This is a genomic window from Streptomyces sp. NPDC042346, assembly GCF_055581845.1.
In genome coordinates this window covers 961,490-986,700 of the sequence record NZ_JBVJEH010000002.1, presented here as the reverse complement: position 1 = coordinate 986,700, position 25,211 = coordinate 961,490, and the positions used below count along the sequence as shown (strand labels likewise).

Annotated in this window: 18 protein-coding genes; 9 read left to right on the top strand and 9 right to left on the bottom strand. The window is 70.9% G+C overall.

What is annotated here, in order from left to right:
* The first annotated feature begins 10 nt into the window (after positions 1–10).
* Complete coding sequence (locus ACZ6K0_RS12970; protein ID WP_376399337.1) at positions 11–853, top strand: hypothetical protein; 843 nt, start codon at positions 11–13, stop codon at positions 851–853.
* Here ACZ6K0_RS12970 and ACZ6K0_RS12965 read toward each other — a convergent pair.
* The 8 genes from ACZ6K0_RS12965 to ACZ6K0_RS12930 all read right to left on the bottom strand — a co-directional run bounded on the left by ACZ6K0_RS12965 (position 850) and on the right by ACZ6K0_RS12930 (position 10,836).
* The gene (locus tag ACZ6K0_RS12965) at positions 850–1,902 is read right to left on the bottom strand and encodes a DUF5954 family protein (RefSeq protein WP_469232043.1); all 1,053 of its coding nucleotides are present in this window, start codon (positions 1,900–1,902) and stop codon (positions 850–852) included. The two genes, ACZ6K0_RS12970 and ACZ6K0_RS12965, sit on opposite strands and share 4 nt — an antisense overlap.
* Before the next feature lie 86 nt (positions 1,903–1,988).
* Entirely contained in the window at positions 1,989–3,026 is a 1,038-nt protein-coding gene (locus ACZ6K0_RS12960; protein WP_376399331.1) for an ABC transporter permease, read from the bottom strand.
* The gene (locus ACZ6K0_RS12955) at positions 3,023–4,615 is read right to left on the bottom strand and encodes a sugar ABC transporter ATP-binding protein (RefSeq protein WP_376399328.1); all 1,593 of its coding nucleotides are present in this window, start codon (positions 4,613–4,615) and stop codon (positions 3,023–3,025) included. Before ACZ6K0_RS12955 ends, ACZ6K0_RS12960 begins: the two co-directional genes overlap by 4 nt.
* 117 nt (positions 4,616–4,732) lie before the next feature.
* On the bottom strand, positions 4,733–5,785 hold the full coding sequence (locus ACZ6K0_RS12950) for a substrate-binding domain-containing protein (protein WP_469232041.1): 1,053 nt from the start codon (positions 5,783–5,785) through the stop codon (positions 4,733–4,735).
* Between the two features lie 344 nt (positions 5,786–6,129).
* Positions 6,130–7,473, bottom strand: a complete 1,344-nt coding sequence (locus ACZ6K0_RS12945; protein WP_376399322.1) for an ABC transporter substrate-binding protein — start codon at positions 7,471–7,473, stop codon at positions 6,130–6,132.
* Between the two features lie 92 nt (positions 7,474–7,565).
* Positions 7,566–8,552 carry a carbohydrate ABC transporter permease gene (locus ACZ6K0_RS12940; RefSeq protein WP_469232039.1) on the bottom strand — a complete coding sequence of 329 codons (987 nt, stop codon included), beginning with the start codon at positions 8,550–8,552 and terminating at the stop codon, positions 7,566–7,568.
* A gap of 4 nt (positions 8,553–8,556) precedes the next feature.
* Positions 8,557–9,483, bottom strand: coding sequence for a carbohydrate ABC transporter permease (locus ACZ6K0_RS12935; RefSeq protein ID WP_376399317.1), 927 nt, complete (start codon positions 9,481–9,483; stop codon positions 8,557–8,559).
* Between the two features lie 369 nt (positions 9,484–9,852).
* Complete coding sequence (locus ACZ6K0_RS12930; protein ID WP_376399314.1) at positions 9,853–10,836, bottom strand: LacI family DNA-binding transcriptional regulator; 984 nt, start codon at positions 10,834–10,836, stop codon at positions 9,853–9,855.
* Between the two features lie 421 nt (positions 10,837–11,257).
* On the opposite strand from ACZ6K0_RS12930, the gene ACZ6K0_RS12925 reads away from it, so the two are divergent.
* Together ACZ6K0_RS12925 and ACZ6K0_RS12920 are read left to right on the top strand one after the other, a co-directional pair.
* Positions 11,258–12,703, top strand: coding sequence for an RICIN domain-containing protein (locus ACZ6K0_RS12925; protein ID WP_469232038.1), 1,446 nt, complete (start codon positions 11,258–11,260; stop codon positions 12,701–12,703).
* Between the two features lie 225 nt (positions 12,704–12,928).
* Entirely contained in the window at positions 12,929–15,385 is a 2,457-nt protein-coding gene (locus ACZ6K0_RS12920) for an RICIN domain-containing protein (RefSeq protein WP_469232036.1), read from the top strand.
* A gap of 106 nt (positions 15,386–15,491) precedes the next feature.
* Here ACZ6K0_RS12920 and ACZ6K0_RS12915 read toward each other — a convergent pair whose 3' ends face one another.
* The gene (locus ACZ6K0_RS12915) at positions 15,492–17,240 is read right to left on the bottom strand and encodes a glycoside hydrolase family 35 protein (protein ID WP_469232034.1); all 1,749 of its coding nucleotides are present in this window, start codon (positions 17,238–17,240) and stop codon (positions 15,492–15,494) included.
* Positions 17,241–17,455: 215 nt separating this feature from the next.
* On the opposite strand from ACZ6K0_RS12915, the gene ACZ6K0_RS12910 reads away from it, so the two are divergent.
* The 6 genes from ACZ6K0_RS12910 (at position 17,456) to ACZ6K0_RS12885 (ending at position 25,209) form a co-directional block, all read left to right on the top strand.
* Positions 17,456–18,547, top strand: a complete 1,092-nt coding sequence (locus ACZ6K0_RS12910; RefSeq protein ID WP_469232033.1) for a LacI family DNA-binding transcriptional regulator — start codon at positions 17,456–17,458, stop codon at positions 18,545–18,547.
* Between the two features lie 132 nt (positions 18,548–18,679).
* Positions 18,680–19,990 carry an ABC transporter substrate-binding protein gene (locus tag ACZ6K0_RS12905; protein ID WP_376399302.1) on the top strand — a complete coding sequence of 437 codons (1,311 nt, stop codon included), beginning with the start codon at positions 18,680–18,682 and terminating at the stop codon, positions 19,988–19,990.
* A gap of 124 nt (positions 19,991–20,114) precedes the next feature.
* Positions 20,115–21,011, top strand: coding sequence for a carbohydrate ABC transporter permease (locus ACZ6K0_RS12900; RefSeq protein WP_376399298.1), 897 nt, complete (start codon positions 20,115–20,117; stop codon positions 21,009–21,011).
* Complete coding sequence (locus ACZ6K0_RS12895) at positions 21,008–21,958, top strand: carbohydrate ABC transporter permease (RefSeq protein WP_469232031.1); 951 nt, start codon at positions 21,008–21,010, stop codon at positions 21,956–21,958. The genes ACZ6K0_RS12900 and ACZ6K0_RS12895 overlap by 4 nt, the downstream gene beginning before the upstream one ends.
* A gap of 138 nt (positions 21,959–22,096) precedes the next feature.
* On the top strand, positions 22,097–23,068 hold the full coding sequence (locus ACZ6K0_RS12890; protein ID WP_376399536.1) for a hydroxyacid dehydrogenase: 972 nt from the start codon (positions 22,097–22,099) through the stop codon (positions 23,066–23,068).
* A gap of 122 nt (positions 23,069–23,190) precedes the next feature.
* Positions 23,191–25,209, top strand: a complete 2,019-nt coding sequence (locus ACZ6K0_RS12885) for an outer membrane protein assembly factor BamB family protein (protein ID WP_469232030.1) — start codon at positions 23,191–23,193, stop codon at positions 25,207–25,209.
* Positions 25,210–25,211 lie beyond the last annotated feature (2 nt).

Below are 25,211 nucleotides of genomic sequence, written 5' to 3'. Positions count from 1 at the left end.
GGGCCGCGTCGTGGAACCGCCTGAGCATCGCGCCGAAGGCGCGGGACCGTTCACCACCCGGCTCACCTGGCACCGCCCCGAAGGGCAGACGGTGGTCTGGGAGTCGCGGCTCGCACGCAAGCGTGGGGCGCTGTCCGTCCGCGGCCCCGGCGGCGCGGTCGCCCTGTCCCCGACGGCCGATGCCCGGGTCCTCGACCGCCTTCGGCGACTCAACTCCCTCGCATCGGGCGCGTTCTTCCTCGGCGGCCTGCTCTTCGCTCTCGGCGCCGGGGTCGCCCAGTTCGGCTCGGGCGACCCGGTCGAGAGCGCCTCGATCTACTTCGCGGGCGGACTGTTCTTCACTCTCGGGGGCTACACCTCGCTCTTGCAGGTCCTGAACGCGCCCCGCCACTCTCCAGGGGGCGGCCCACTGGCCACGGGCCGTTGGCGGTGGTGGGGGTACGAGCCGATGCGGCTGGACTGGCTCAGCACGTTCGTGCTGTTCGCCGGGACGCTCGTGTTCGGGGTCAACCTGCTGGATTCCTTCCTCCAGGGCCTCAGCGTCCAGCAGACCAACCGGCTGATCTGGACTCCCGACGTGGTCGGGTGCGTGCTGTTCCTGGTGTCGGGACATCTCGCGTTCGTCGAGATCTGCCACCGCTCCCGCCCCTGCCTCCGCTCGCGCAGCCTCGGCTGGTGGGTGGTCGCGGTGAATCAGTTCGGGTCGGTGCTCTTCATGATCGCCGCGCTGGCCGCCTTCACCCGGCCCTCCACCCAGAGCCTGATCAACACCGACATCGCCAACTGGGGCACGCTGTGCGGTGCGCTGTGCTTCTCCGCCGGCGGCGTACTCCAGGCCTTCGAACGCCCCTAGGGGGTGTCCGTCGCGTCGTCCTCGTCGCCTTCGTCGTCCTCGTCGTGGTGCACGGTGCCGTCCTCGTCCATGCGCGGGTGCATCTTCATCGGCCCGTACCGGTCGATGTCCGAAGGGCGCGGGCCCTCCGGGCCGTCGGGGCCGAACCGGATCATCCGTTCGACCCGGCAGATCCGGAACTCCCGGCCGTCCACCCGTGCTTCGTCGGCACGGCCGGCGGCCCTGAAGAGCTCACCGGCCGCGCGGTACCGCTCCCGTTGCTCGTCGTCCCACTCGTACACCCTGGCCCACAGGCCGCCGAGGCCGACGTACAGGTCCCGCCGTGCGTCGTGCGGCGTCGGTGCCAGCGAGCCGTGCGGCTGCCAGCCGTCACCGTGGCGCTCCACGATGCCGAAGGTGACCGGCAGCATGGCGATGTCCGGGTGGGTGGTGACCGCCTCCAGGGAGTCGGCCCGGACGTCGGCGGGATAGCGCTCCCCGGTGTAGTGGAACTCCCGCAGCCCGATCCGCAGCGCCTCCGCCATCACCCCGCGCACCGTCTCCGGGTCGAGGACGGCATCGGTGTCGTCGGAGCGGCGTTCACCGGGCTGCTGCTCCCAGACCCGGAACACCGGCTCCGGATCGGTGGGGCGCGGCGGTTCGAGACCGTCGTCGCCCCAGCGCGCGAACTCGTCGGCGCGCACGACCCGGTACGTCGTGCCCAGCGCCTCGACCTCGTCGACCGGCTCCCGTTCGAGGACGCGCACGGCCTTGAGGAGCTCGCGCCGCACCGCCGGGTCGTCGGTGTCGTCCTTGGCCCGGAAGAAGAACATCGACTGCAGGCTGTCCCGCGTCTCCTGCGGCATGCCGGACCGCACCGGCACCACGATCCGCCACGGGCCACCCGGTTCCCGCGCCGCCGCCCCGAACAGCGCGCCGCGCACGGCGAGCCGTGGATACCGCGCGGCAGCCTCGACGGCATCGGCCTCGGTGACCCAGGCGACGGGATCCTCTCCCTGCACCAATCCCGCGTGCGCCCTGTCGAGCCGTCGTTTCGCGTGCTTGTCCATCCACGCATTGTGGTGCCGGACCGGGCGGGCGGTCAGGGAATCGGCCGGACATCGCCCGACCGAGACCCTGACGCCGACGGAGACCGTCAGTGCGGTAGGCCTACGGCGCGTTCGCCGCTGCGGCGTTGCTGGATGACGACCGCGATGACGAGGAGCGCGCCCTGGGCGACGTTCTGCCAGAAGGTGTTGATGCCCTCGACGGTCAGGCCGTTCTCCAGGCAGCCGAGGAGGGCCACCGCGAGCAGCGTGCCGCCGATGCCTCCCTTGCCGCCCTTGAGCGCGGCGCCGCCCAGGGCCGCCGCCGTGATGGCCTTGAGCTCCAGGCCCTCGCTGCCGGACACGGGCTGGCCCGATCCCGTACGGGCCGTCAGCAGGATGCCGGCGAGGGCCGCGACGACGCCGATCAGCGCGTAGACGCAGATCAGGTACTTGTTGATGCTGATGCCCGCGAGGCGCGCGGCGGTGTCGTTGCCGCCGATCGCGTACAGGTTGCGTCCGATGTCGGTGTACTTCAGCAGCAGGTGGACGGTGACGGCCACGACGATCAGGATCCAGACCATGACCGGCAGACCGGCCAGCTTGCCGCGCCCGAGGAAGACGAAGACGTCGTTGTTGAGGACGTAGCCCTGGGCGCGTCCGTCGGACAGGAGTTGGGCGAGTCCCTTGTACGCGGCGAGGCCGGCGAGCGTGGCGATGGTGGGGTTGACCCGGCCGTAGACGATGACGATGCCGTTCAGCGCGCCGATGAGCACCCCGACGCCGACGGCGGCGAGCATGCCGAGGAAGGCGCCCGAGCCGGTGGCGGTGAAGACCATGGCGCTGACGACCGACGCGACGCCGACCTGCGAGCCGACGGATATGTCGAGGCCGCCGCAGATGATGACCACGGTCTGCACGATCGCGAGCAGCCCCGTGATGGTCGCCGCCTCGGCGACGACCTGCATGTTCGACAGGCTCAGGTAGTTCTCGTTGAGGACGCCGAACAGGACGAGGACGACGGCCAGGGCGCCGATCAGGCTGATGTTCTGGCCGCCGATGCCCGCGAGGAGGTTCGGCCGCCGAGCGGCGGGGCCGTCGCCCGGGGATCCCTTCACGGCAGGGGAGGAAGAGCTGGTGAGGGTCATGAGGTGGCTCCGGGGGCGGTGCCGACGATGTCGTCGGCCATGGCGAGTTGGAGGACGGATTCTTCGGTGGCTTCGCCGCGGTCGAGCTCGCCCGTGATGCGGCCGTTCTGCATGACGACGACACGGTCGGAGAGACCGAGGAGCTCGGGGAGTTCGGAGGAGATGACGAGCAACGCGACGCCCTCGGCGGCGAGATCGGCGATGATCTGGTAGATCTCCGCCTTCGCGCCGACGTCGATGCCGCGGGTCGGCTCGTCGAGGATGAGGATCTTCGGCTTGCGGGCCAGCCAGCGGGCCAGGACCACCTTCTGCTGGTTGCCGCCGGACAGCTTGCGCACCTCGTGGTCGATCGACGGGGTACGGACCCGCAGCCGGTCCGCGTACTCCTGCGCGAGCCGGCGCTCGGCCGCGCGCCGGACGAAGCGGAACCGCCGCAGCCGCTCCAGCACCACGAGCGAGGTGTTGTCCTTGACGGACTGCTGGAGGAACAGCGCCTGGGCCTTGCGCTCCTCCGGCGCGAGGCCGAGTCCGGCGGCGATCGCCTCGCCCGGCCGGCCGCCGCGCAGCGGAGTGCCGTCGAGGGTGACGGTGCCGCCGCGGACGGGCAGGTCGCCGGCGAGCGCGAGGGCGAGCTCCGAGCGGCCGGCGCCGATCAGGCCCGCGAGACCCACGACTTCGCCGGCACGCACCTGAAGGGAGATGTCGGTGACGTCGTCGGTCGTGAGGTTCCGGACGTCGAGGACCAGCCGGTCGGTGGAGACGCGCTCGCGTACGAACGTGGCGGACAGGTCGCGGCCCACCATCCGGCGTACCAGCTCGCGTTCGTCCGTGGCGTCGGCGTCCTGCACGCCGACCAGACTGCCGTCGCGCAACACCGCGATCCGGTCGGAGAGCCGGAAGATCTCCTGCATGCGGTGCGAGACGTACACGATCGCGATGTCCTGGTCGCGCAGCCGCCTGATGAGCGCGAACAGGGCGTCGACCTCGTGCTCCGACAGCGAGGACGTCGGCTCGTCGAACGCGATCAGCCGGGCGGGCGTGCCGCCGGTCATCGCGCGCATGATCTCCACCAACTGGCGCTGGGCCGGGGTGAGTTGCGAGCCAAGCAGGTCCGGGTCGAGGACCTGGGCGAAGCCCAGCCGGTCCAGGTCGGCCCGGACGCGCCGGTTCAGCGCGGCCCGGTCGAGCATCCGCCCGTGGCGGCGGGGCAGGGCGCCGGCGTAGACGTTCTCCGCCACGGAGATGTGCGGGATGATCTCGGGTTCCTGCGGGATGATCCGGATCCCGGCGGCCCGTGCGCGGGCAGGGGAGTCGAGTGCGACGGGTGCGCCGTCCACGACGACGTGTCCCTCGGTGGGCTGGTGGTCACCGGTGAGGATCTTCAGGAGCGTGGACTTGCCGGCGCCGTTCTCGCCCATCAGCGCGGTGACCTGCCCGGCGGGGAAGTCGAGCGTGACGCCGCCGAGCGCCTGCACCGCGCCGAAGCGCTTGGTGACGCCCGACACTCCGACGGGCCGGGGGTGGGACGCCGCGGGGGGCGGGCCGCCGGGGGATCCCGGGGCGGTGGCCGGGTGGTGCGCTGGGCTCATGGGTCGGTTCACCTCGAAGGCATGGAGCAGGCGTGGAGCAGGCGTGGTGCGGGCGTGGTGGGTACGGGGTGGGTCACCGGCCGGCGGTCGTCCGTGGCGGCCGCCGGCCGGGAGCACTCAGGCGCAGGTGACTCCGGCGCTCTTCCACGAGGCGCGGTCGACCATGGTGGTCGGCGCGAAGGCCTCGGCGGGGAAGTCCTTGCCGTTCTTGAGCTTGTCGTACATGGTCTGGACGGCCAGGGCGCCGACGTCCTTGCCGTTGATGAACAGCGCGGCCTTCATGCCGGTCGGCTTGTCCGACTGCCACTCCTTGCAGGCGAGGTACGCGCCGAGCCCGACACCGATGACGTTGGCGGGCTTCACGCCGGCGTTGGCGAGCGCGGTCACGCCGCCCATGACGTTCTCGTCGTTGCAGCCCCAGATCACCCAGTTCTTGACGCCGGAGTTGGCGGTGACGGTCGCGGCGATCTTGTCCTGGGCGCCGGTGGGCGTGTTGTCGGTGGGGACGTCGATGGTCTTCACGCCGGGGACGGCCGCCTCGAAGGCCTTCTTCGCGCCGGCGACCCGGTCGCCGCAGACCGTGACGTCCTGCTTCCACGCGGCGATGACCCGGGTGTCGGCGGCCGTCCAGCCGGCCTTCTTGTACTCGGCGGCCGCGCGCTTGCCGACCTCCTCGCCCATCTGGGCGCCGCTGAAGCCGATCCGCGGCACCAGGGCGTCCTTGCCGCAGGCGGCCGGGTCCGGGCCGGTGGTGCAGATCTGGTCGTCGGAGGTCAGCAGTGCGACCTTGCCGTCCTTCGCGGTCTGGGCGACCTGCGGGCCGACGGCCGGGTCGGGGACGACGATGATGACGCCGTTCGCCTTCTGGGCGATCGCCGACTGCACCTCGCTGACGGTCTTGTTGGCGTCGTTGCCGAGGTTGACGACCTTGAGGTCGATGCCGAGCTCCTTCGCCTTCTCCTTCGCGCCCGCGGCCTCGCCGATGAAGTACTCCTGGTCGCCCTGCTTCTGCAGGTACGTGATCGAGATCGCGCCGTCGACCGTGCCGACCTTGCCGGCCTCGTCGTCGGAGGCGGCCTCCTTGCCCGAGGAGCACGCGGTGCTCAGGCCGAGGGTCAGGAGCAGGCCGGTGGCGGCGGCGACGCGACGGCGGGAGGGGGAACGGAACATCGGGGGCTCCTTGGTGCTGACGGCGACCGCCGCTTCGGGGACGCGTCGCGGAGGTCGGTTCGAGAAGAGGAGGAAGAGGCCGCGGGGTGGGGCGCGCGCCTCGGCAGGGAACCCTGGATTCTTGGAAATCGAACAGGTTCCAACGATTAACTACATAACACAACGCGATGACGAGGGCGTCAAGAGGTGTGGCAGGTCGAGACAAGTCTGTGATGTGTGGCCGTGTACATCGTGAAATGGCAGCAGAAAACCCCCAGTTCGCCGGGCATGTCATCGGGGTCGATGGCATGCCCGGCCGCACTGGGGGTCTAACAGAATCAAACAGTCGTGGGGCGGGAGCGGGGCTACTTGTTGACGGTGAAGCCCTGGTCCTTGCCGTACGTGACGCTGGCCTCCTGCCAGGCCTTCAGGCCGTCGGTCAGCTTCGTGGGGGAGACGTACGCCTTGCCCACGGTGTCGTTGAAGATCGAGTTCGCGTACACCTGGTAGGGCAGGTAGGACCAGTCGGCGCCGACGTTGCGCGCCGAATCGGCGAAGACGCGGTTGGCCTGCTGGCCGCCGAAGTAGGGGAACTCGGCGTCGAGGAACGCCTTGGACTCCAGGTCGGCGCGCGTGGCCGGGAAGGCGCCGGCGGCGACACGACTGGATGCCCCGGCGCCGGTGGTCGCGAACTCCGTGAAGGCGTAGGCGAGTTCCTTGTTCTTCGAGGCCTTCGGGACGGCGAGCGAGCTGCCGCCGTTCTCCGCGCTGGTCTTGTCGCCCTTCGTCCACTGCGGCAGCGGCGCGACCCGCCAGTCGCCGGAGGCGGCCGCGACGCCGGAGGTGAGGTTGGCCGGCATCCAGGCGCCGATGGAGAGCGTGGCGAGGGAGCCGTCGGCGAGGCCCTTGTACCAGGCGTCGCTCCACGAGCTGATCGGCGCGACCAGCTTCTCGTCGAGGAGCTTCTGCCAGGTGGCGGTGTACTTCTTGGTGCCCTTGTCGCCGAAGTCGACGGTGACGTCCGTGCCGTCGGTCTTGTACGGGCGGCCGCCGGCCTGCCAGATGAGGCTGGTCGTGGCGCCGGCGTCACCGGTGTCGTTGGTGATGAAGATCTTCGGGTCGGCCTTGTGGAGGGCGCGGGCCGCGTCCACGTACTCGTCCCAGGTGGTCGGCACCGTGATGCCGTGCTTGTCGAAGACCTTCTTGTTGTAGAAGAAGGCCATGGGGCCGGAGTCCATGGGCAGGGCGTGGATCGCCTCGCCTCCCTGGGTGACCGCGTTCCACGGGCCGGGCGTGAAGGCCAGCCCGTGCTTCTTGGCGCCGTAGGGGGAGAGGTCCTCTATCGACTTGCCGATGGCGAACTGGCCGAGGGCGTAGTACTCGATCTGCGCGACGTCGGGGGCGCCGGAGCCGGCCGCCATCGCGTTCTGCAGGGCGGTGTACTGCTTGTCGCCGGTGCCGGCGTTGACCAGCTCGATGTCGACCTTGGGGTACTTCTTCTCGAAGTCCTCCGCCACCTTCTTGAGCGTGGGTTCCCAGGCCCACACGGTCACCTTTCCGCCCTTGTCGAGGGCTGCCTGGACGTCCTTCGGCGAGTTCCCGCCGGCGTCGGTGTCCGCGGCGTCGGAGCCGCAGGCGGTCGCGGTCAGCGCGAGCGTGGAGGCGACGGCGAGGGCGCCGAGGAGTCTGCGGGCGGCGTGCGTTCTCATGGGCTGTGCTCCTGGTCGGTGATGCGGCAGGGGGGAGGGAGAAGGAGAGGGAAGAGGGGAGGCAGAAGGAGAAGGAGAAGGGAGCGGCGGGGTCATTCCTTGACGCTGCCCGCGGCCAGGCCCGACTGCCAGTACCGCTGGAGCAGCAGGAAGACGGCCACGATCGGCACGATCGTCAGCAGGGAGCCGGTGATGATGAGGTCGAACACGGCCTCGCCGCCCGCCGTCTGGGCCTGTGCGTTCCAGGCGTTCAGGCCGAGCGTCAGCGGGTACCAGTCGGGATCCTTGATCATGATCAGCGGCAGGAAGTAGTTGTTCCACGTCGCGACCATCGAGAACAGCAGCACGGTGACCGTCCCCGGCATCAGCAGCGGCAGCGCGATCGTGAAGAAGGTGCGCAGCTCGCCGGAGCCGTCGATGCGCGCCGCCTCCAGGAGCTCGGCGGGTACCGCCTCGGCGGCGAAGACCCACATCAGGTAGAGCCCGAACGGCGAGATCAGCGACGGGATGATCACCGCCCACGGGGTGTTCGTCAGCCCCATGTTGCTGAACATCAGGAAGGTGGGGACGGCGAGGGCGGTGCCGGGTACGGCCACGGCGCCGAGCACCACCGCGAAGACCGCGCGGCGGCCCGGGAACTCGTACTTGGCGAGGGCGTATCCGCCGAGGACGGCGAGGACCGTGGCGCCGCCCGCGCCGGCGGCGACGTACAGCAGGGTGTTGAGCAGCCAGCGGACGAAGACGCCGTCGTCGTACGTGAGCGTGCGGCTGACGTTGTCCCAGAAGTGCGACTCGTCGGCGAACCAGAGCCCGAAGGAGTCGAACAGCCCGTTCTGGTCCTTGGTGGCGTTGACGACGAGCCAGCCGAGCGGGAGCAGGGTGTAGAGGAGGACCAGGCCGGTCACGAGGGTGAGCGGCACGCTGGGGCGGGGGTGGAGCGGCGTGTGGGGGAGTCGCCCCCGGCGCTTCGCCGTACCGGTCCCGGACCCGCGGGTGCCGGCCGGAGCGGCGGCGACGCGGCGGCCGGGGGAGGAGGGGGCGGCGGAGTCGGAGGCCGTGGTGGTGAGGGACGTGGTCATCGGCTCAGCCCTTCCGCATGCCGCGCAGCTGGACCGTGTAGGCGATGATCGCGGTGATCACGCCCATCACGATGGCCACGGTCGCGGCGTAGTTGTGCTGCTGGCCGGCGAAGGACAGCGAGTACGTGTACAGGTTGGGAGTGAAGTCGTTGGTGATCGCGTTGGGCGCGAGCTTCTGCAGGATGCTCGGCTCGTTGAAGAGCTGGAAGCTGCCGATGATGGAGAAGATCGTGGCGATGACGAGGGCGCTGCGGATCGCGGGGAGCTTGATCGAGGCGATGACCCGCCACTCCCCGGCTCCGTCGATGGCCGCGGCCTCGTAGAGCGAGCGGGGCACGACCTTGAGGGCCGAGTAGAAGATCAGCATGTTGTAGCCGACGAACTCCCAGGTCACGATGTTGCCGATCGAGGCGAGTACGAACGGGGGAGAGAGCGGGTCGGGAAGCGACAGGCCGAACGCTTCGTTGACGTTGCCGACGAGGCCGAACTGGGTGCCGTAGATGAAACCCCACATGAGGCTCGCGACGACGGCCGGGACGGCGTAGGGCAGGAAGACGCCGACGCGGAAGAACGACTTCCCGTAGAGCCTGCCGCTGTCGACCGCGAGGGCGACCAGTAGCGCGATGCCCAGCATCACCGGCACCTGGACCGCCAGGAACAGGCCGACCCGGGCCAGCCCGTCCCAGAACCGCGGGTCGGTCAGGGCCTGCGTGTAGTTGTCCGCGCCCACGAACGACCTGCCGCCGATCAGCCGGTCCCTGAAGAGGCTCAGGTAGGCGGCGTACGCGATCGGTGCGAGGAAGACGAGGGCGAAGACCGCGACGAACGGGCCGGCGAATCCCCATCCGGTGAGGGCGTACCGACCCAGGGGGCGGCGGCGTCGTGGCCGGGGTGGTGGGACTGCCTGTGCGGACGTCGACAGGAGCGTCATGGTGGGTCCTTGCGTCGTTGACCGACCGGTCGGGAACGGAGGGGTGGAGGCGTGAGCCTCAGGGCCGACAGGCCGGAAGAAGACTGATCCGATGAGCCATGTTTACGTAATCATCGATGGCCTGATGGTGGCACCACCGTGAGACGGGCGTCAAGCACAGCGCGGTAGCGAACAGAGACGATTCAGATGACGATCGGGGACACGACGGCCGGTCGGGGCGGTCCGGGACGCCGTCGTGGACAACGCGGGAAAGCCCGCCCACGGATGCGTGGGCGGGCGGCGGCGGTGTGCGTGGGCGTCGGGCGGGCGGACGAGCGGTCGTGCGTGTGGGCCGTCAGGCGGGCGGGTGAGCGGTCGTGCGCGTGGGCGTCAGGCGGGCGGGGGTGCCGTGCTGCCCCGCACCACCAGGGTGGGTTCCACGGCGAGGCGGTGCGGGCCGTTGGCGCGGTGCTCGATCTGCTCCAGGAGCAGGGTCACGCAGTGCCGTCCCACGACGTCGAAGTCCTGGTGGACGGTGGTGAGCGGCGGTTCGAAGTACGGGGCCTCGGGGACGTCGTCGAAGCCCGCCACGCTGACCTCGTCCGGCACCTTCCGCCCCGCCTCGCGCATGGCGCGCAGGACGCCCAGCGCCATCTGGTCGTTCGCCGCGAACACCGCCGTGACGTCCGGGGCCTCGGCGAGCGTACGGCCGGCCAGATAGCCGGACTCGGCGCTCCAGTCGCCGTACAGCGTCGGGGGTACGGGCGCGCCGGCCGTGACCAGGGTGCGCTCCCAGGCCTCGGAGCGCCGCCGGGCCGCGAAGGAGTCGCGCGGGCCGCTGACGTGGTGCACCGTGCGGTGGCCCAGGTCGAGGAGGTGGCCGACGACGCTCGCGGTGCCGCGGGCCTGGTCGAAGTCGACGTTGGGGTAGCGGTGCCCGGTGTCGCCGTCGGCGACGACCACCGGCATCGTGGGCGGCAGGCGCAGCGACGGCGTGTCCAGCATCTGCGACTCGATGAGCACGATGCCGTCGACGGACTGCAGCATGAGGTGCCGGAAGGCCTGCTGGACGGCGGCTTCGGTCTGGGCGCGGATCCCCATGAAGTTCACGGAGAAGCCGGCCTCGCGGGCCGCGTCGGCGATGGCCGCGAGCGTCCGGGCGTTGCCGTGGGCGCCGACGTCGAAGCTGACCACGCCCAGCGCCCCGAACTTGCCGGTGACCAGCGCCCGGGCCGCCGCGTTGGGGCGGTAGCCGAGGGCCTGCATGGCCTCCAGCACCTTGGCGCGGGTCGTCTCGTCCACGTTGTCGTGGTTGTTGGCGACACGGGAGACGGTCTGGGAGGACACACCCGCCCTCGCCGCGACCTCGGCCATGGAGGGCCACTTCCGGGGTGTGCGCGAGCGAGGTGCTCTCGCCGCCTTCTCCGCCACAGTCGACCGCCTTTTCCCGCTTTTCCCGAGGCCTGGCGCGTGCGCGCGTCGTGCGCTCCCGCTGTTGAATGTTGACGCAAACACGCCGCCGGGTCAAAAACCCGGCCCGTCTCCGCCCAAGTCCTTGACAGCGTCCCGCAGGCCTCACACACTTCCGGTCACGCCGTGTTTACGAAAACATTACGTAGATCCGGTGATCGGGACGGTCCGGATCGACCGGCCACCCCCTCTCAGAGGCCGACCGTACGTCCCCACCGGTCGGCCATCTCTCCCGGGCGCCCCCCTGCTCCGGACCCCCAGCGGTCGGAGTCCGCGCTGCCCGCGCGGAGCGCCCGGTCCGACGAAGACCACGAGGTATCGCGACATGCGACTCAAGATCTCCGGAACGGCGGCGGTCCTCTCCGCCCTTTCCGCCCTCCTCCTCTCCCTTCTCGCCGCCGTGGGCACCGCCTATGCCGCCCCGGTGACCCTCGCCAACGGGACCCAGTTCACCGCCCCCGACGGCAGCGCCGTGCACGCCCACGGCGGTGGCGTCGTCAAGGTCGGCGAGTACTACTACTGGTTCGGTGAGAACCGCAACGCCGACAACACCTTCCGGTACGTCTCCGCCTACCGCTCCACCGATCTGAAGACCTGGGAGTTCCGCAACCACGTCCTGACCGAGGCCTCGGACCCGGAGCTGGACTGGGCCAACATCGAGCGCCCGAAGGTCGTGTACAACAGCGCCACCGGACAGTTCGTGATGTGGATGCACAAGGAGAACGGCTCGGACTACGGGGAGGCGCGCGCCGCCGTCGCCGTCTCGTCCACCGTGGACGGCGACTACACCTGGCGCGGCAGCTTCCGGCCCCTCGGCCACATGTCCCGTGACATCACGACGTTCGTCGACACCGACGGCACCGGCTACATGATCTCGGCCGCCAACGAGAACGCGGACCTGCACGTGTACCGGCTGACCGCCGACTACACCGGGATCGAGTCCCAGGTCCAGAAGCTGTGGTCGGGGCAGTGGCGCGAGGCGCCCGCGATGTTCAAGCGCAACGGCGTCTACTTCCTCCTCACCTCCGGCGCCACCGGCTGGTCCCCGAACCAGCAGAAGTACGCCACCGCGAGCAGCATCACCGGTTCCTGGACCGACCTGAAGGACGTGGGCGACTCCACGACCTACCGCAGCCAGACCGCCTACGTCCTGCCGGTCCAGGGCACCAAGGGCACCAGCTACCTCTACATGGGCGACCGCTGGGGCAACTCCATGGGCGGCACCGTCAACGACTCCCAGTACGTGTGGCTGCCGCTGAACTTCCCCACCGACACCTCCATGACGATGGAGTACTCCCCGCAGATCACCGTCGACACCGCCGCCGGGACCGTGACCGGGATGAACGTCGCCTGGGAGACGCTGACCGCCCGCCACAGCGGCAAGTGCGCCGACGTCGCGAACTTCGACACGAACGCCGGCGCGCAGCTGATCCAGTGGGGCTGCGGCGGAGGCGTCAACCAGAACTTCTGGATCAAGAAGCTGGGCACCGGGTACGTCCAGATCATGGCCCGGCACAGCGGCAAGTGCCTCGACATCGCCGGCGCCTCGACCGCGGACGGCGCGTTCGCGGTGCAGAAGACCTGCAACGGCTCCACCTCCCAGCAGTGGAAGGTCCGGACGACCGACGCGGCCGGCTACGTCGAACTCGTCGCCCGGCACAGCGGCAAGTGCCTCGACGTCGTGAACTGGTCGACGGGCGACGGCACCGCCCTTGAGCAGTGGACCTGCAACGCGGGCGACAACCAGAAGTGGCGGCGCGCGGCGGCCTGACCGTCCGCGCACCCGACCGGGCCGGCGGCACCGCAGCCGCCGGCCCGTACGCCCTGTCGGCCCGTAGGCCGCCGGCTCGTACGCCAACGGGCCGAACGCCGACGGCCCGTACGCCCTATCGGCCCGTACGCCGCCGGCCCGTACGCCATCGGCCCGTACGCCATGGGTCGCGCCCCCCTTCCCGCTGTCCGGCCGCGCCCCCTCCCAGCCCTCAAGGAGCAGTCCGTGTTCCCCATCCGTCACCGACCGGCGTCGCCCCGGCCCCTGCCCCGATCGCGTTCCTCCCGCCCGTCCAGGAGCCTCGTCGCCCTGGGCGCGGCCACGGCCCTCGCGACGACCGCCCTCACCGCGGTCGGGCCCGCCTCGTCCCCGGCGGCCGCCGCGGAGTCGCCGGCCGCGGCGCTGACCGTCCGCCTCGACCCGAGCTACCAGCACCTGGCCTTCCAGGGCTGGGGCACCGCACTGGCCTGGTTCGCCAACGTCACCGGCGGCTGGCCCGACGCCCAGCGCAACGCCCTCGCCGACGCCCTCTACGGCGCCGACGGCCTCGGCTTCACGATCGCCCGGTACAACATCGGCGGCGGAGACAGCCCCGAGACCACCCCCTACATGCGACCCGGCGGCGCCGTCCCCGGCTACTGGAACCGGCCCGGCGCCGAGGCCCCCGACTGGTGGGACCCGGCCCGCCCCGACCACTGGAACCCCACCGCCGACGCGAACCAGCAGTGGTGGGTCTCGGCCGCCAAGGCGCGCGGCGCGACCACCTTCGAGGCGTTCTCCAACTCCGCCCCGTACTTCATGACCCAGAGCGGCCTGGCGTCCGGCGCGGCCAACGGCTGGCAGGACAACCTCCGCTCCGACCAGTACGACCGGTTCGCCGCCTACCTCACCGGCTCCCTCCAGCGGGCCCAGTCCGCCACCGGCGTCACCTTCGACTCGGTCTCCCCGGTCAACGAGCCCGACACCGACTACTGGCACGCCGGAGGACGCCAGGAGGGCTCGCACTGGGACCGCGCCTCCCAGGCCCGCATGATCAGCACGCTGCGCGCCGCGCTCGACGCCCAGGGCGTGACGACCCCCATCGCCGCCATGGACGAGACCAACCCGGAGAAGTTCCGGTCCGACTGGGAGTCGTACGCCCCCGCCGTCCGCGACGCGGTCGGACGGCTCAACACGCACACGTACGGCACGAACGGCCGCACCGGGGCCCGGGACATCGCCAAGGGCGAGGCCACACCGCTGTGGATGTCCGAGGTGGATCTCGGCGGCAGCGTCCCGCAGAGCTTCACCTCCATGAGCCCCGCCCTCGACCTCGCCCAGCGCATCAACGACGACGTGCGCGAGCTGGAGCCGCGCGCCTGGGTCCTGTGGCAGGCGGTCGAGGACTACGAGAACATGACGCCGTCCCGCGAGAACTCCAACTGGGGCCTGATCCAGACGGACTTCACCCCCGAGAACGCGGCGACCGAGCCCCTGCGCAAGAACAAGAAGTACTGGGCGATGGCGAACTACAGCCGATTCGTCCGCCCCGGCGCACGCGTCATGAACACCGACGACCCGCAGACCCTGGCGGCGGTCCGGCCGGGCGGGGGCACGGTCGTCGTCCACACCAACCCCACCGGCGAGGCGCGCGAGCTCACCCTGAACCTGGACGGCTTCCAGACGGCCGCCGACGGCCCCGTCGAACGCTGGACCACCGACGCCGGCAAGAACCTCCAGCGGGACGGCGACGCGGCGGTCGCCGGGCGGACGCTCAAGGCCACCGTCGGCCCCGGCTCCGTGACCACGTTCGTCCTGCCCACGGTCGACGGCGTGAACACCACGGCGACCACCGCCCCCACCGGCACGCCGCGCCGGCTGCTCAACGACCACAGCGGCAAGGCCCTCTCCGTCGCCACCGTCGGCGGCAAGAGCACCGTCGTGCAGCAGACCCCCGCACCGGCCGACACCGCCCAGGAGTGGACCTTCACCAAGCTGTCCGCCGGCGACTGGGGGAACACCGCCGCCTACCGCCTCACCCACGTCAAGTCCGGCAAGGCGCTCTCCGTCTCCGGCGGCGCCCTGGTCCTCGCCTCGTCCGGATCGTCCACCGCCCAGCAGTGGATCCGCTCGACCACGGGCGACGGCCACAGCACCCTGATCAACAGCGCCACCGGGAAGCTGCTCGACGTCACGGGCGCCTCGACGGCCGACGGCGCGCCCGTCGGCGTCTACCAGCCCACGACCGGCGGCAACCAGTCCTGGTCCTTCGCCGGCACGGCACCCGACGTCTGGAAGACGCTCTCCCTCCGGCACAGTTCCCAGTGCCTCGACGTCGTCAACGCCTCGACCGGTGACGGCGCGGCCGTCGTCCAGTACGGCTGCAACACCGGCACGAACCAGCAGTGGTCGCTGCGTCCCACCGGCGGCGGCTACGTGACCGTCGTCGCCCGCCACAGCGGCAAGTGCCTCGACGTGAGCGGGGAGTCCACGGCCGACGGCGCGGAGGTCTTCCAGTACGCGTGCAACGGCGGCCGCAACCAGGAGTGGGCGGCGCGGAGCACGGGCGACGGGTACGTCACGCTGACCGCCCGGCACAGCGCCAAGTGCCTGGGCGTGAGCGGCGGATCCACCGCCGCCGGGGCCCCCGCCGTACAGCGGACCTGCGACGGCGGTACGAGCCAGCAGCTCCGCCTGGGCTGACGCGGAAGGAACCGGGCTCCGACCCTCTGGTCGGAGCCCGGCTCTCGTGCGTCGGCGTCCCGCTCTCGTGTGTCGGAGTTCCGTTCCCGTGCGTCGCCGCCGGGGGCTACTCCTCGGTGGGGCCGAGGTCGGCGCTCTCGCGGAGTTCGACGGTCCGGGCGCGGTGGCAGGCGTGCAGCTCCAGGACGACGATCTCGTTGGTGCCGGGGCGCAGGACGGGCGCCGGGACGTAGAGGGACCGCTGGGGGCCGCGCGACCAGAAGCGGCCCAGCGCGAACCCGTTGATCCACACACTGCCCTTGGTCCAGCCGTCGAGGTGGAGGAAGGCGTCCGCCGGTTCGTCGACCTCGAAGGAGCCGCGGTGGAACATCGGCCCGGCCTGAGCCGTACCCGCCGCGAACGGCAGCGCGGCCGGATCGGTCAGCGGCAGCGGCCGACTCGTCCACGCGGTGGGTTCGTCGCCGTCGACGAGGACCCGGCCCAGCAGACCCTTGCGGTCGTGGATGCCCGGCCCGTAGTTGACGCGCCCCTGGTTCTCCACCAGCACGGCGAGGACGCTGCCCGCCCGTGGGGCGGTGAAGGCCAGGGCGTGCTCGTGGCTCTCCCGTTCCAGCACGCCGGCCGGGACCCCGTCGACGAAGACCTGGGCGCGGTCCCGGACGTGCTCCACCTCCAGCAGGGCCGCCCCCGCCGACGCCAGGACCGTCTCGTACAGGACGAACCCGAAGTCCTGACCGAGCTGCTCCATGGTCAGCGGCCGCGGTGCGGCGACGGCGGCGCCGAGGGCCTCGGCGCAGGGCAGCAGGCCGGCGCTCTCGGTGAGGGGCACGGCCGTCCGGGCGAGCTTGGGGCCCGGCGACGGGACGGGGCCGGCCGGGACCGGCGCGTACGCGGCGATCACGTCGCGGAAGGCGGCGAACTTCTCGGTCGGGTCGCCGGCCTCGTCGAGCGGGGCGTCGTAGTCGTACGACGTGACGGTGGGGCGGTAGGTGTGCTTGTCGTTGGCGCCGTTGGTGAAGCCGAAGTTGGTGCCGCCGTGGAACATGTAGAAATTGACGGAGGCACCGGCGGCCAGCAGCTCGTCCAGCTCCTGCGCCGCGTGGCCGGCGTCGCGGACGACATGGCGGCTTCCCCAGCGGTCGAACCAGCCGATCCAGAACTCGGTGCACATCAGCGGACCCTTCGGCCGGAGGGCCCGCAGCTCGGCGATGCTCTGCGCGGACCGGCTGCCGAAGTTGGCCGTGGCCAGGACACCGGGCAGCGCGCCGCGTTCCAGGTCGGCGGGCTGGTCGCAGGTGAACAGCGGGACGTCCACCCCGTGGCGGCGCAGCGAGTCCGCCAGGTGCTCCAGGTAGGCGGTGTCGTCGCCGTACGCCCCGTATTCGTTCTCCACCTGGACGGCGAGGACGGGGCCGCCCCTGCTGGCCAGGTACGGCTGCAAGGGGGTCAGGAGGCGGTCGAAGTAGTCGTCGACGGCGGCGAGGAACCGGGGGTCGCGGGTGCGCAGGCGTATGTCCGGCTCCGCGAGCAGCCAGGAGGGGATGCCGCCGCCCTCCCATTCCGCGCAGATGTACGGGCCGGGGCGGAGCAGCACGTGCAGTCCCTCGGCGGCCGCGAGGTCGAGGAACGCCGCGATGTCCAGTCCTCCGTCGGTCCTGAACTCGCCGGGCCGCGGTTGGTGGAGGTTCCAGGGGACGTAGGTCTCGACGGTGTTGAGGCCCATGAGCCGGGCCTTGCGCAGCCGGTCCGCCCACTGCTCGGGATGGACCCGGAAGTAGTGGAGCCCGCCGGACAGGAGCCGGAACGGTTCGCCGTCGAGGGTGAAGCCGCCGTCGTCGATCTGGAGAAGGGGCATGTGCGGGTGCTCCTGTGCTGGAGGTGGTCGGGCGCGCGCTGTCGCGGCCGGGGAGGGCCTGCGGTAGGTATGTTTACGTAAACACACTGAGGATGGCAAGCTTCTGGCGTTCGAGAGCCCAGCGGTGACGCGGACACGTGTCACGTCTTGGTTGATACCTTTCGTTTGTCGAGTGAAAGCACATGGCTTCGCTCGCGACGAGAGGGGGCACGTCAGTGCTGGCTGAAGAGCGGCGTGAGGCCCTCCTGCGCTTGGTGGAGCGCCGGGGAGCGATCAAGGTGAAGGACGTGGCGGAGGAGATGGGCGTCTCCGCCGTCACCGTCCGCCAGGACGTCCGGGACCTGGCGGGCCGGGGGCTGCTCGTCCGCGTCCACGGAGGTGCCATGTCGCCGACCGCGGCGCAGGCGGCCGACGTCGCCGCCCCCGCCGCGCCCCGGCAGGCCGTACGGCAGGAGCAGGCCCTGGGGCTGGTCGTGCCGCCGGGGGACTACTACTACCCCGAGATCATCCGAGGGGTGCAGGACGCGGCGCGCACGCACGGCGCGCGCATCGTGCTCGCGGTGTCCGGTGAGACGCTGGCGGAGAACCAGGAGCAGGTGGGACGGCTCGTCGCGGCCGGCGTCGACGGTCTGATGCTGATGCTGCACGCCGGACTCGAACCCGTGGACCGTACCGAGAAGTGGCTCGCCGGCCTCGACGTGCCGGTGGTCCTCGTGGACCGCCGCCCCGGTGCCGAGGCCGGGCGGCTGGAGCAGGTCGCGTCGGACCACGCCCACGGCGCGGGCCTGGCCGTCCGGCACCTCGCGGAGCTGGGGCACGAGCGGATCGCTCTGGTCGCGAGGGCGGACAGCCCCAACACCCCTCTGATCCGCGAGGGTTACGCCGCGGCCTGCCGGGCCCTCGGGCTGACGGCGGGCCCGGAGTACAGCATCGCCTCGACCGACGGACAGGCGTCCCCGCAGTGGTTCGAAGAGCTGGTGCGGGCGGTCGAGGCGGGTGACGTCCGGGCCGCCCTGGTCCACAACGACCTCGACGCGGTCACCCTGGTCGGCCTCCTCCGGGCCCGCGCGCTGCGCGTCCCGGAGGACCTGGCGATCGTGACGTACGACGACGAGGTCGCCGAGCTGAGCGATGTGCCGCTCACCGCCGTGGCGCCGCCCAAGAGGGCCGTGGGGGCGTGGGCGGTCGATCTGATGCGGCGCCGCCTCGCCGACCCGGAAGCACCCCTCGCCGAGTTGCTCCTCCGCCCCGAGCTGCGGGTGCGGGCCTCCAGCCGGGTCTCCCCGGCACCCGGGAAGCGCGCGTAGGAGCCGTCGGGGCGGCCGTGGCTAGCTTTCACTTCCTTTCGTTTCACATCAAATGAAGAACGAAGCATTGACGAAGCATGTTTACTGGCGAATGATTCCGTTCGACGCCCCAGCGAACGATCGGTGCACATCATGCTTCGCAGAACCACGGCTGTCCTGGCCGGCTCCGTCACAGCCCTCGCCCTCCTCGCCACCGCGTGCGGACAGGCGGACCAGGGTGCCTCCTCGACCGCGACGAAGAAGACCGGCGAGGTCACCTTCTGGTCCTTCCTCAAGGGCTCCGACAAGGTGGCCGAGGCGTTCAACCGCAGCCACCCCGACATCAAGGTGACCTTCGAGACCGTCCCCTCGGGCCAGGAGTACTACTCCAAGCTCACCAACGCCGTGAAGGCCGGCACCGTGCCGGACGTCGCGGTGGTCGAGTACCCGCACCTGCCGGAGTTCGCGGCCCAGGGGAAGATCGAGGACCTGAGCGGTTCGCTCGGACCGGTCGTGAAGGAACGCTTCCCCGAGGCGGCGCGGCAGCTGGTCGACCTCGGCGGCAGGACCTGGGGCGTCCCGCGTGACGCGGCGCCCCTGATGATGATGTACCGCAAGGACTTCTTCACCCAGCACAAGATCGCCGTCCCCACCACGTGGGACGCGTACCGGAACATGACCGAGCAGGTGAAGAAGGCCGACCCGGCCGCCCGCGGCGGCGTCCTGTACACCGACAACCCCGGGCTCCTGAGCGCGCTCTCCTGGCAGGCCGGCGGTCAGTGGTTCTCGGCCGAGAAGGACGCCTGGAAGGTCACTCTCGACGACGCCCCGTCGAAGAAGGTCGCCGCCTACTGGGGCGACCTCGCCCGCAAGGACCTCGTCCGTTCGCTGAGCCAGCTGGACCCGTTCTGGACGAGCGTCCAGAAGGGCCGGACCGTCGCCTACGTCTGCGCCAGCTGGTGCGCCGGGGCGCACCAGGCCACCGTCCCGGACCAGAAGGGCAAGTGGGCCGTGGCCCCGGTCCCGACCTGGGACGGCAAGCCGGCCTCGGGCATGTACGGAGGCTCGACCTTCGTGATCCCGAAGGGATCCGACAACAGCGGTGCCGCCGCCGAGTTCATCAAGTGGATCACCACGGACCCCGAGGGCATGAAGGCCTGGGTCTCGACCGGCACCAGCAGCATGTTCCCCGCGGACCCGAAGCTCGTCCCGGTCACGAAGGCGGCCTTCAAGACGGACTACTTCGGCGGCCAGGACATCTACTCCCTCATGTCGCGGTCCTACGACGCCACCCGGCCCGGCTGGACGTGGGGCCCGGTCATGGGCGCCACCAACACGGCCATCGTGGACCAGCTTCCGAAGGTCGCCGACGGCACGGTGACCCTGCCCGGTGTCCTCGCCACCGCCGAGCAGGCCACGGTCGCGCAGATGAAGCAGCGCGGCCTGACGGTCACCGCCCCGTAGGAGCCCGGAGCCCCGAGCCCGCGGCCCGGAGAGTCGGCCCCGCCCGCGCGGCGGGCCGACCCCGGCTCCGCCTCCCCTCCCCCTTCGCACCACGTTCTCCCCGCCCCACCCAAGGAAGGCCGGTATGGCAAGCCCATCCGCCCGAGGTCAGCGCCGGACCGCCGCACTGCTCCTCACACCGTTCTTCGGCCTGTTCGCGGCCGTCACCCTCGCCCCGCTGCTCTACGCGGCCTGGCTGAGCCTCTTCACCACCCGCACCTCCGGCCTCGGGTTCGGCGGCACCGAGAACGTCTTCAGCGGGCTGGGCAACTACGCCCGCGCGCTTTCCGACGAGGCGTTCCGCGACGGGTTCCTCGTCATCGTCGCGTACTGCGCGATCTACATCCCCGTGATGATCGGCGGATCGCTGGTCCTGGCCCTGATGCTCGACTCGGGTCTGGCCAAGGCCCGGTCCTTCTTCCAGCTGGCGCTCTTCCTGCCGCACGCGGTGCCGGGACTGATCGCCGCGCTGATCTGGGTGTACCTCTACACGCCCGGCCTCAGCCCGGTGATCGACCTCCTGGAGTCCGGCGGCTTCGACATCAACTTCCTGTCGGTCGACAACGCCGTGTTCTCCACGGCCAACATCGCCGTCTGGGAATGGACGGGCTACAACATGGTCATCTTCTACGCGGCCCTCCAGGCGGTGCCCCGCGAGACGCTGGACGCCGCGAAGGTCGACGGCGCGGGCGCCGTGCGCACGGCCCTGTCCATCAAGGTCCCGATGATCGCCCCCGCGATCGCCCTCGCCGTGCTGTTCACCGTCATCGGGTCGATCCAGCTCTTCACCGAGCCGAAGGTCATCTACAACGCGTCCAGCGCCATCGGCAGCAGCTGGACCCCCAACATGTACGTCCAGACGGCCGCCTTCCAGAACAACGACTTCGGCCTGGCCGCAGCGGCCTCGCTGCTGATCGCCCTGTTCGCCGCCGTGCTGTCGTTCGCCGTCACCCGTATCTCACGCCGCGGGAGCACGTCGTGACCAAGTCCTCCACACTCGACGCTCCGGCCCGCGCGGCCGAGACGCCGCCGCCGTCCGGCCGCCGGCCGGCACCTCGAAGGCGCAAGGGCGCCGCGAAGTCACCGTCCGCCCTGCTGTCCAAGGCCGGGGTCACGGCGATGCTGGGCCTCGCCACCCTCTACACCCTGCTGCCCCTGACCTGGTTGCTGCTGTCCTCCACCAAGAGCCGCGAGGACCTGTTCGGCACGAACGGCTTCGCCCTCGGCGACGACATCCACCTCGCCGACAACCTCGGGCACCTGTTCACGGCCGGCGACGGCATCTACGTGCGCTGGCTGATCAACACGGTGCTGTACGCCGGCGTCGGGGCCCTCCTGGCATCGGTGTTCAGCGTCGCCGCCGGCTACGCCTTCGACAAGCTCGCGTTCCCCGGCAAGGAGCGGCTGTTCTCGCTCGTCCTGCTCGGCGTGATGGTGCCGGGCACGGCGATGGCGATCCCGCTGTACCTGCTCGCCGCCAAAGCAGGCCTGGTCAACACCTTCTGGGGCGTGTTCATCCCCGGACTCGTCTTCCCGTTCGGTGTCTACCTGGCGCGGGTCTTCAGCGCCTCCTACGTGCCGGACGAAGTCCTGGAAGCGGCGCGGATGGACGGGGCCGGCGAGTTCCGGACCTTCTGCCGCATCGCGTTCCCGATGATCGCGCCCGGCTTCGTGACCATCTTCCTCTTCCAGTTCACCCAGATCTGGAACAGCTTCTTCCTTCCCCTGGTGATGCTGTCCGACCAGGACCTGTACCCGGTCAACCTCGGTCTGTACGTCTGGTACTCGTCCGCGCTCTCGCAGGGCCATCCCGAGGACTACCTGTTGGCCGTCGTCGGCTCGCTGGTGGCCGTGGTCCCGCTGATCGTCCTCTTCCTGATGCTGCAGCGGTTCTGGAAGTCCGGCATGACCGCCGGCGCCGTCAAGTAGGCCGCCACCGTGAGGAATTCCCCCATGCGCTCGACCTTGACCGAGACCGAGACCGAGACCGAGACCGGGACCGGGACCGGGACCGCGACCCTGCCCGCGACTACCAGCCCTCGCCCCCGCCCCCGCGCCCTGTTCGCCATGGGCCGGCGCCACCGGGACGCGCTGTTCGGACCCGCCGAGATCCGGCGTCTGACGGCGTACGTCGACATCGACCCGGACCACGTCGCCGAGGACCTCACCGAGGAACCGGCCCTGGAGCACGCGGAGATCCTGATCACGTCCTGGGGCTGCCCCGTCATCGACGAGGAGGTCCTGGCCCGGGCCCCGGCCCTCAAGGCCATCGTCCACGCGGCGGGCAGCGTCAAGCACCACGTCACACAGGCCTGTTGGGACCGCGGACTGACGGTCTCCTCGGCCGCCGCGGCCAACGCCGTCCCCGTCGCCGAGTACACGGTCGCCGCGATCCTCTTCGCCAACAAGCGGGTCCTGGACATCGGCGACCTCTACCGCCGCCACCGCGCCGCCCTCGACTGGTCCGGGCACTTCCCCGGGTTCGGCAACTACCGCCGGACCGTGGGCCTGGTCGGCGCGTCCCTCGTGGGCCGCAAGGTCCTCGAACTGCTACGGCCCTACGACCTCGACCTGCTCCTCGCCGACCCCCACGTCGACGCCGCGCAGGCCGCGGAACTGGGCGCCCGCCACGTCGACCTCGACGAACTCGTCGCCCGCTCGGACGTCGTCTCGCTGCACGCGCCGGCCCTGCCGGAGACCCACCACCTGCTGGACGCGCGCCGGCTGTCCCTCATGCCCGACGGAGCCACGCTGATCAACACGGCACGCGGGTCCCTCGTCGACACCGAGGCCCTCACCGAGGAAGCCGTCTCCGGACGCATCCGCGCGGTCATCGACGTCACCGAACCGGAGGTCCTCCCCGCCGGCTCCCCGCTCTACAACCTGCCGAACGTCCTGCTCACGCCGCACATCGCCGGCTCACTGGGCGGCGAACTCCACCGGATCACCGGCAGCGCGCTCGACGAGGTCGAGCGCTACTGCGCCGGAGAACCGTTCGCGCACGGCGTGCACCACGCCGCCCTCGCGACATCGGCCTGACACGTCCGGTCCCCGGATTCCGTCGATCCGGGGACCGGCCACCCCTGCCGTGAGCTCCTCACCACGGCTCTCTCGCTCCTCCCCGCTCTGTGTCCCCGCACAACGACCAAAGGAGTCCCCCCATGCAGCACTCTCCGTCGATGGGCAGGCGTCAGCTGCTCGTGGCAGGCGGTGCCCTCGGGCTCGCCGCGGCCGCGGCCCCGCTGCTCACCGCACCGGCGCAGGCCACCTCCCGCGGAGCCTGCACCAGCATCACCGATCTCGGCCCCGGCATCGAGCAGTTCGCGCTCATGAGCGCGCTCCAGGTCGGTGACACCGTCTACATCGGGTCCCGCAACCTCGAACCGACCCAGGTGATCGCCTTCCACCTGCCGACCCGCAAGGTGGTGTCCCAGACCGTCCTGGGCGTGGGCCACTCGATCCAGGCGCTCGCCGCGGACCCCACCGGCAGGTACCTGTACGCGGGCATCCTGACCAAGGGCGACGAGGGTAAGCCGAACATCTTCCGCTGGGACCTGACCACCCCGGACAAGCCCGCCGTGGGCGTCGGCCGGACCGAGGACCGCGACATCCGCGACCTCGCCGTCGCCCCGGACGGCACCGTGTACGCGGTGGGCGGGATCCCCGGGAAGGCGCCCGCGCTGTGGATGTACGACCCGGGCACCGGCAAGGTGACCAAGCTCGGCATCCCCGACCCGAAGGCGACCCTGGCCAGGGCCGTCGCCGCCACGGACACCACCGTCTTCTTCGGCGCCGGCAGCGTCCTGTCCGGCGGGGACGGGGCGAGCAAGGCCTCGCTGTACGCGTACGACCGGGCGGCGGGCACCTTCGCCGACGTCACGCCGCCGGAGATGGAGAAGGACCCCAGCCTGCGCGACCTCGCCGTCTTCGGCGACCGCCTCGCCGTCAGCACCTCGGGGTCGACCGAGCCCGCCAAGCTCGCCGTCATGGACCTGGCCGATCTCTCCTCGTACACGCTGACGACCACCAGCGGCAAGGTGGTCAAGAACCTGGCCGCGCACGGCGACCTGATCCACTTCGCCACCGACGCGGGCCTGCACACCTACTCGACGGCGACGAAGGTCGTCACCCCCGTCCCGTTCGACGGCGACCTCGGCGAGATCTGGGGCCTGGACCACGCCGACGGCACCCTGACCGTCGTCTCGGGCTACGGCTTCGTCGCGGAGATCGACACGGCCACCGGCAAGTCCGTCGTCACCGACCTCGGGCCGGCGGGCGCGCCCGTCACCCCGCAGACCACGATGGGCATCGCCGCCGACCACCGGTTCGTCTACGTCGGCGGCAACAACGGCATCGCACGCCACGACCTGCGCAGCGGCAAGGTGGTCAACCTCCGGGCGCCCGGCGAGGCGAAGGACGCCCAGGTGTTGGACGGGGTGCTCTACACCGGCCAGTACAGCTCGCAGGGCATGTGGACGTACGACCCCGCGCGCGACGAGCAACCCCACCAGCTGGCGGAGTTCCCGAGCGAACAGAACCGTCCGCTCGACGTCTGCCACGACCCCGTCAACGAGCTCATGCTGGTCGGCGCGCAGTCCGACACCGAGGGCGGCGGCTCCCTGTGGACGTACTCCACGAAGACCGGCAAGAAGGCCGCCTACATCAACCCGGTCGACGCGGCCCAGCTGGTGCGGGCCGTCGCCACCCGGGACGGCGTCGCGTACCTCGGTGGCGACAACCCCACCACCAAGGGCCCGCGCGGCACGATCGTCGCCTTCGACCCGGTCGCCGGGCGGGAGCTGTGGCGCCTCGACCTCCCCGCGTCCCTGACCACGGGAGTGGCGGCGCTGGCGGTACGCGGCCGGCACCTGTACGGACTCACGCGGCAGGGCGGCTTCTTCGTCGTCGACGTCACGATCCGCCGGGTGATCCACACCGCCGACCACCGCGCCCTGTGCCCCGGCTTCGCGGCCATGGTCATCAGCCGCGGCACCGTCTACGGCGTCTCCGACACCACTCTGTTCCGCTTCGACCCCAAGACGTTCGCCGTCAGCACCGTCGTCGCCCAGATCAACGGCGGCTGGTACAGCGGTCCGCACGTCAACGCCGACAGTCGCGGCCTGCTCTACACGATGCGCGGCCGCAACCTCGTCCGCATCGACGACAAGCCGGGGAGCTGACC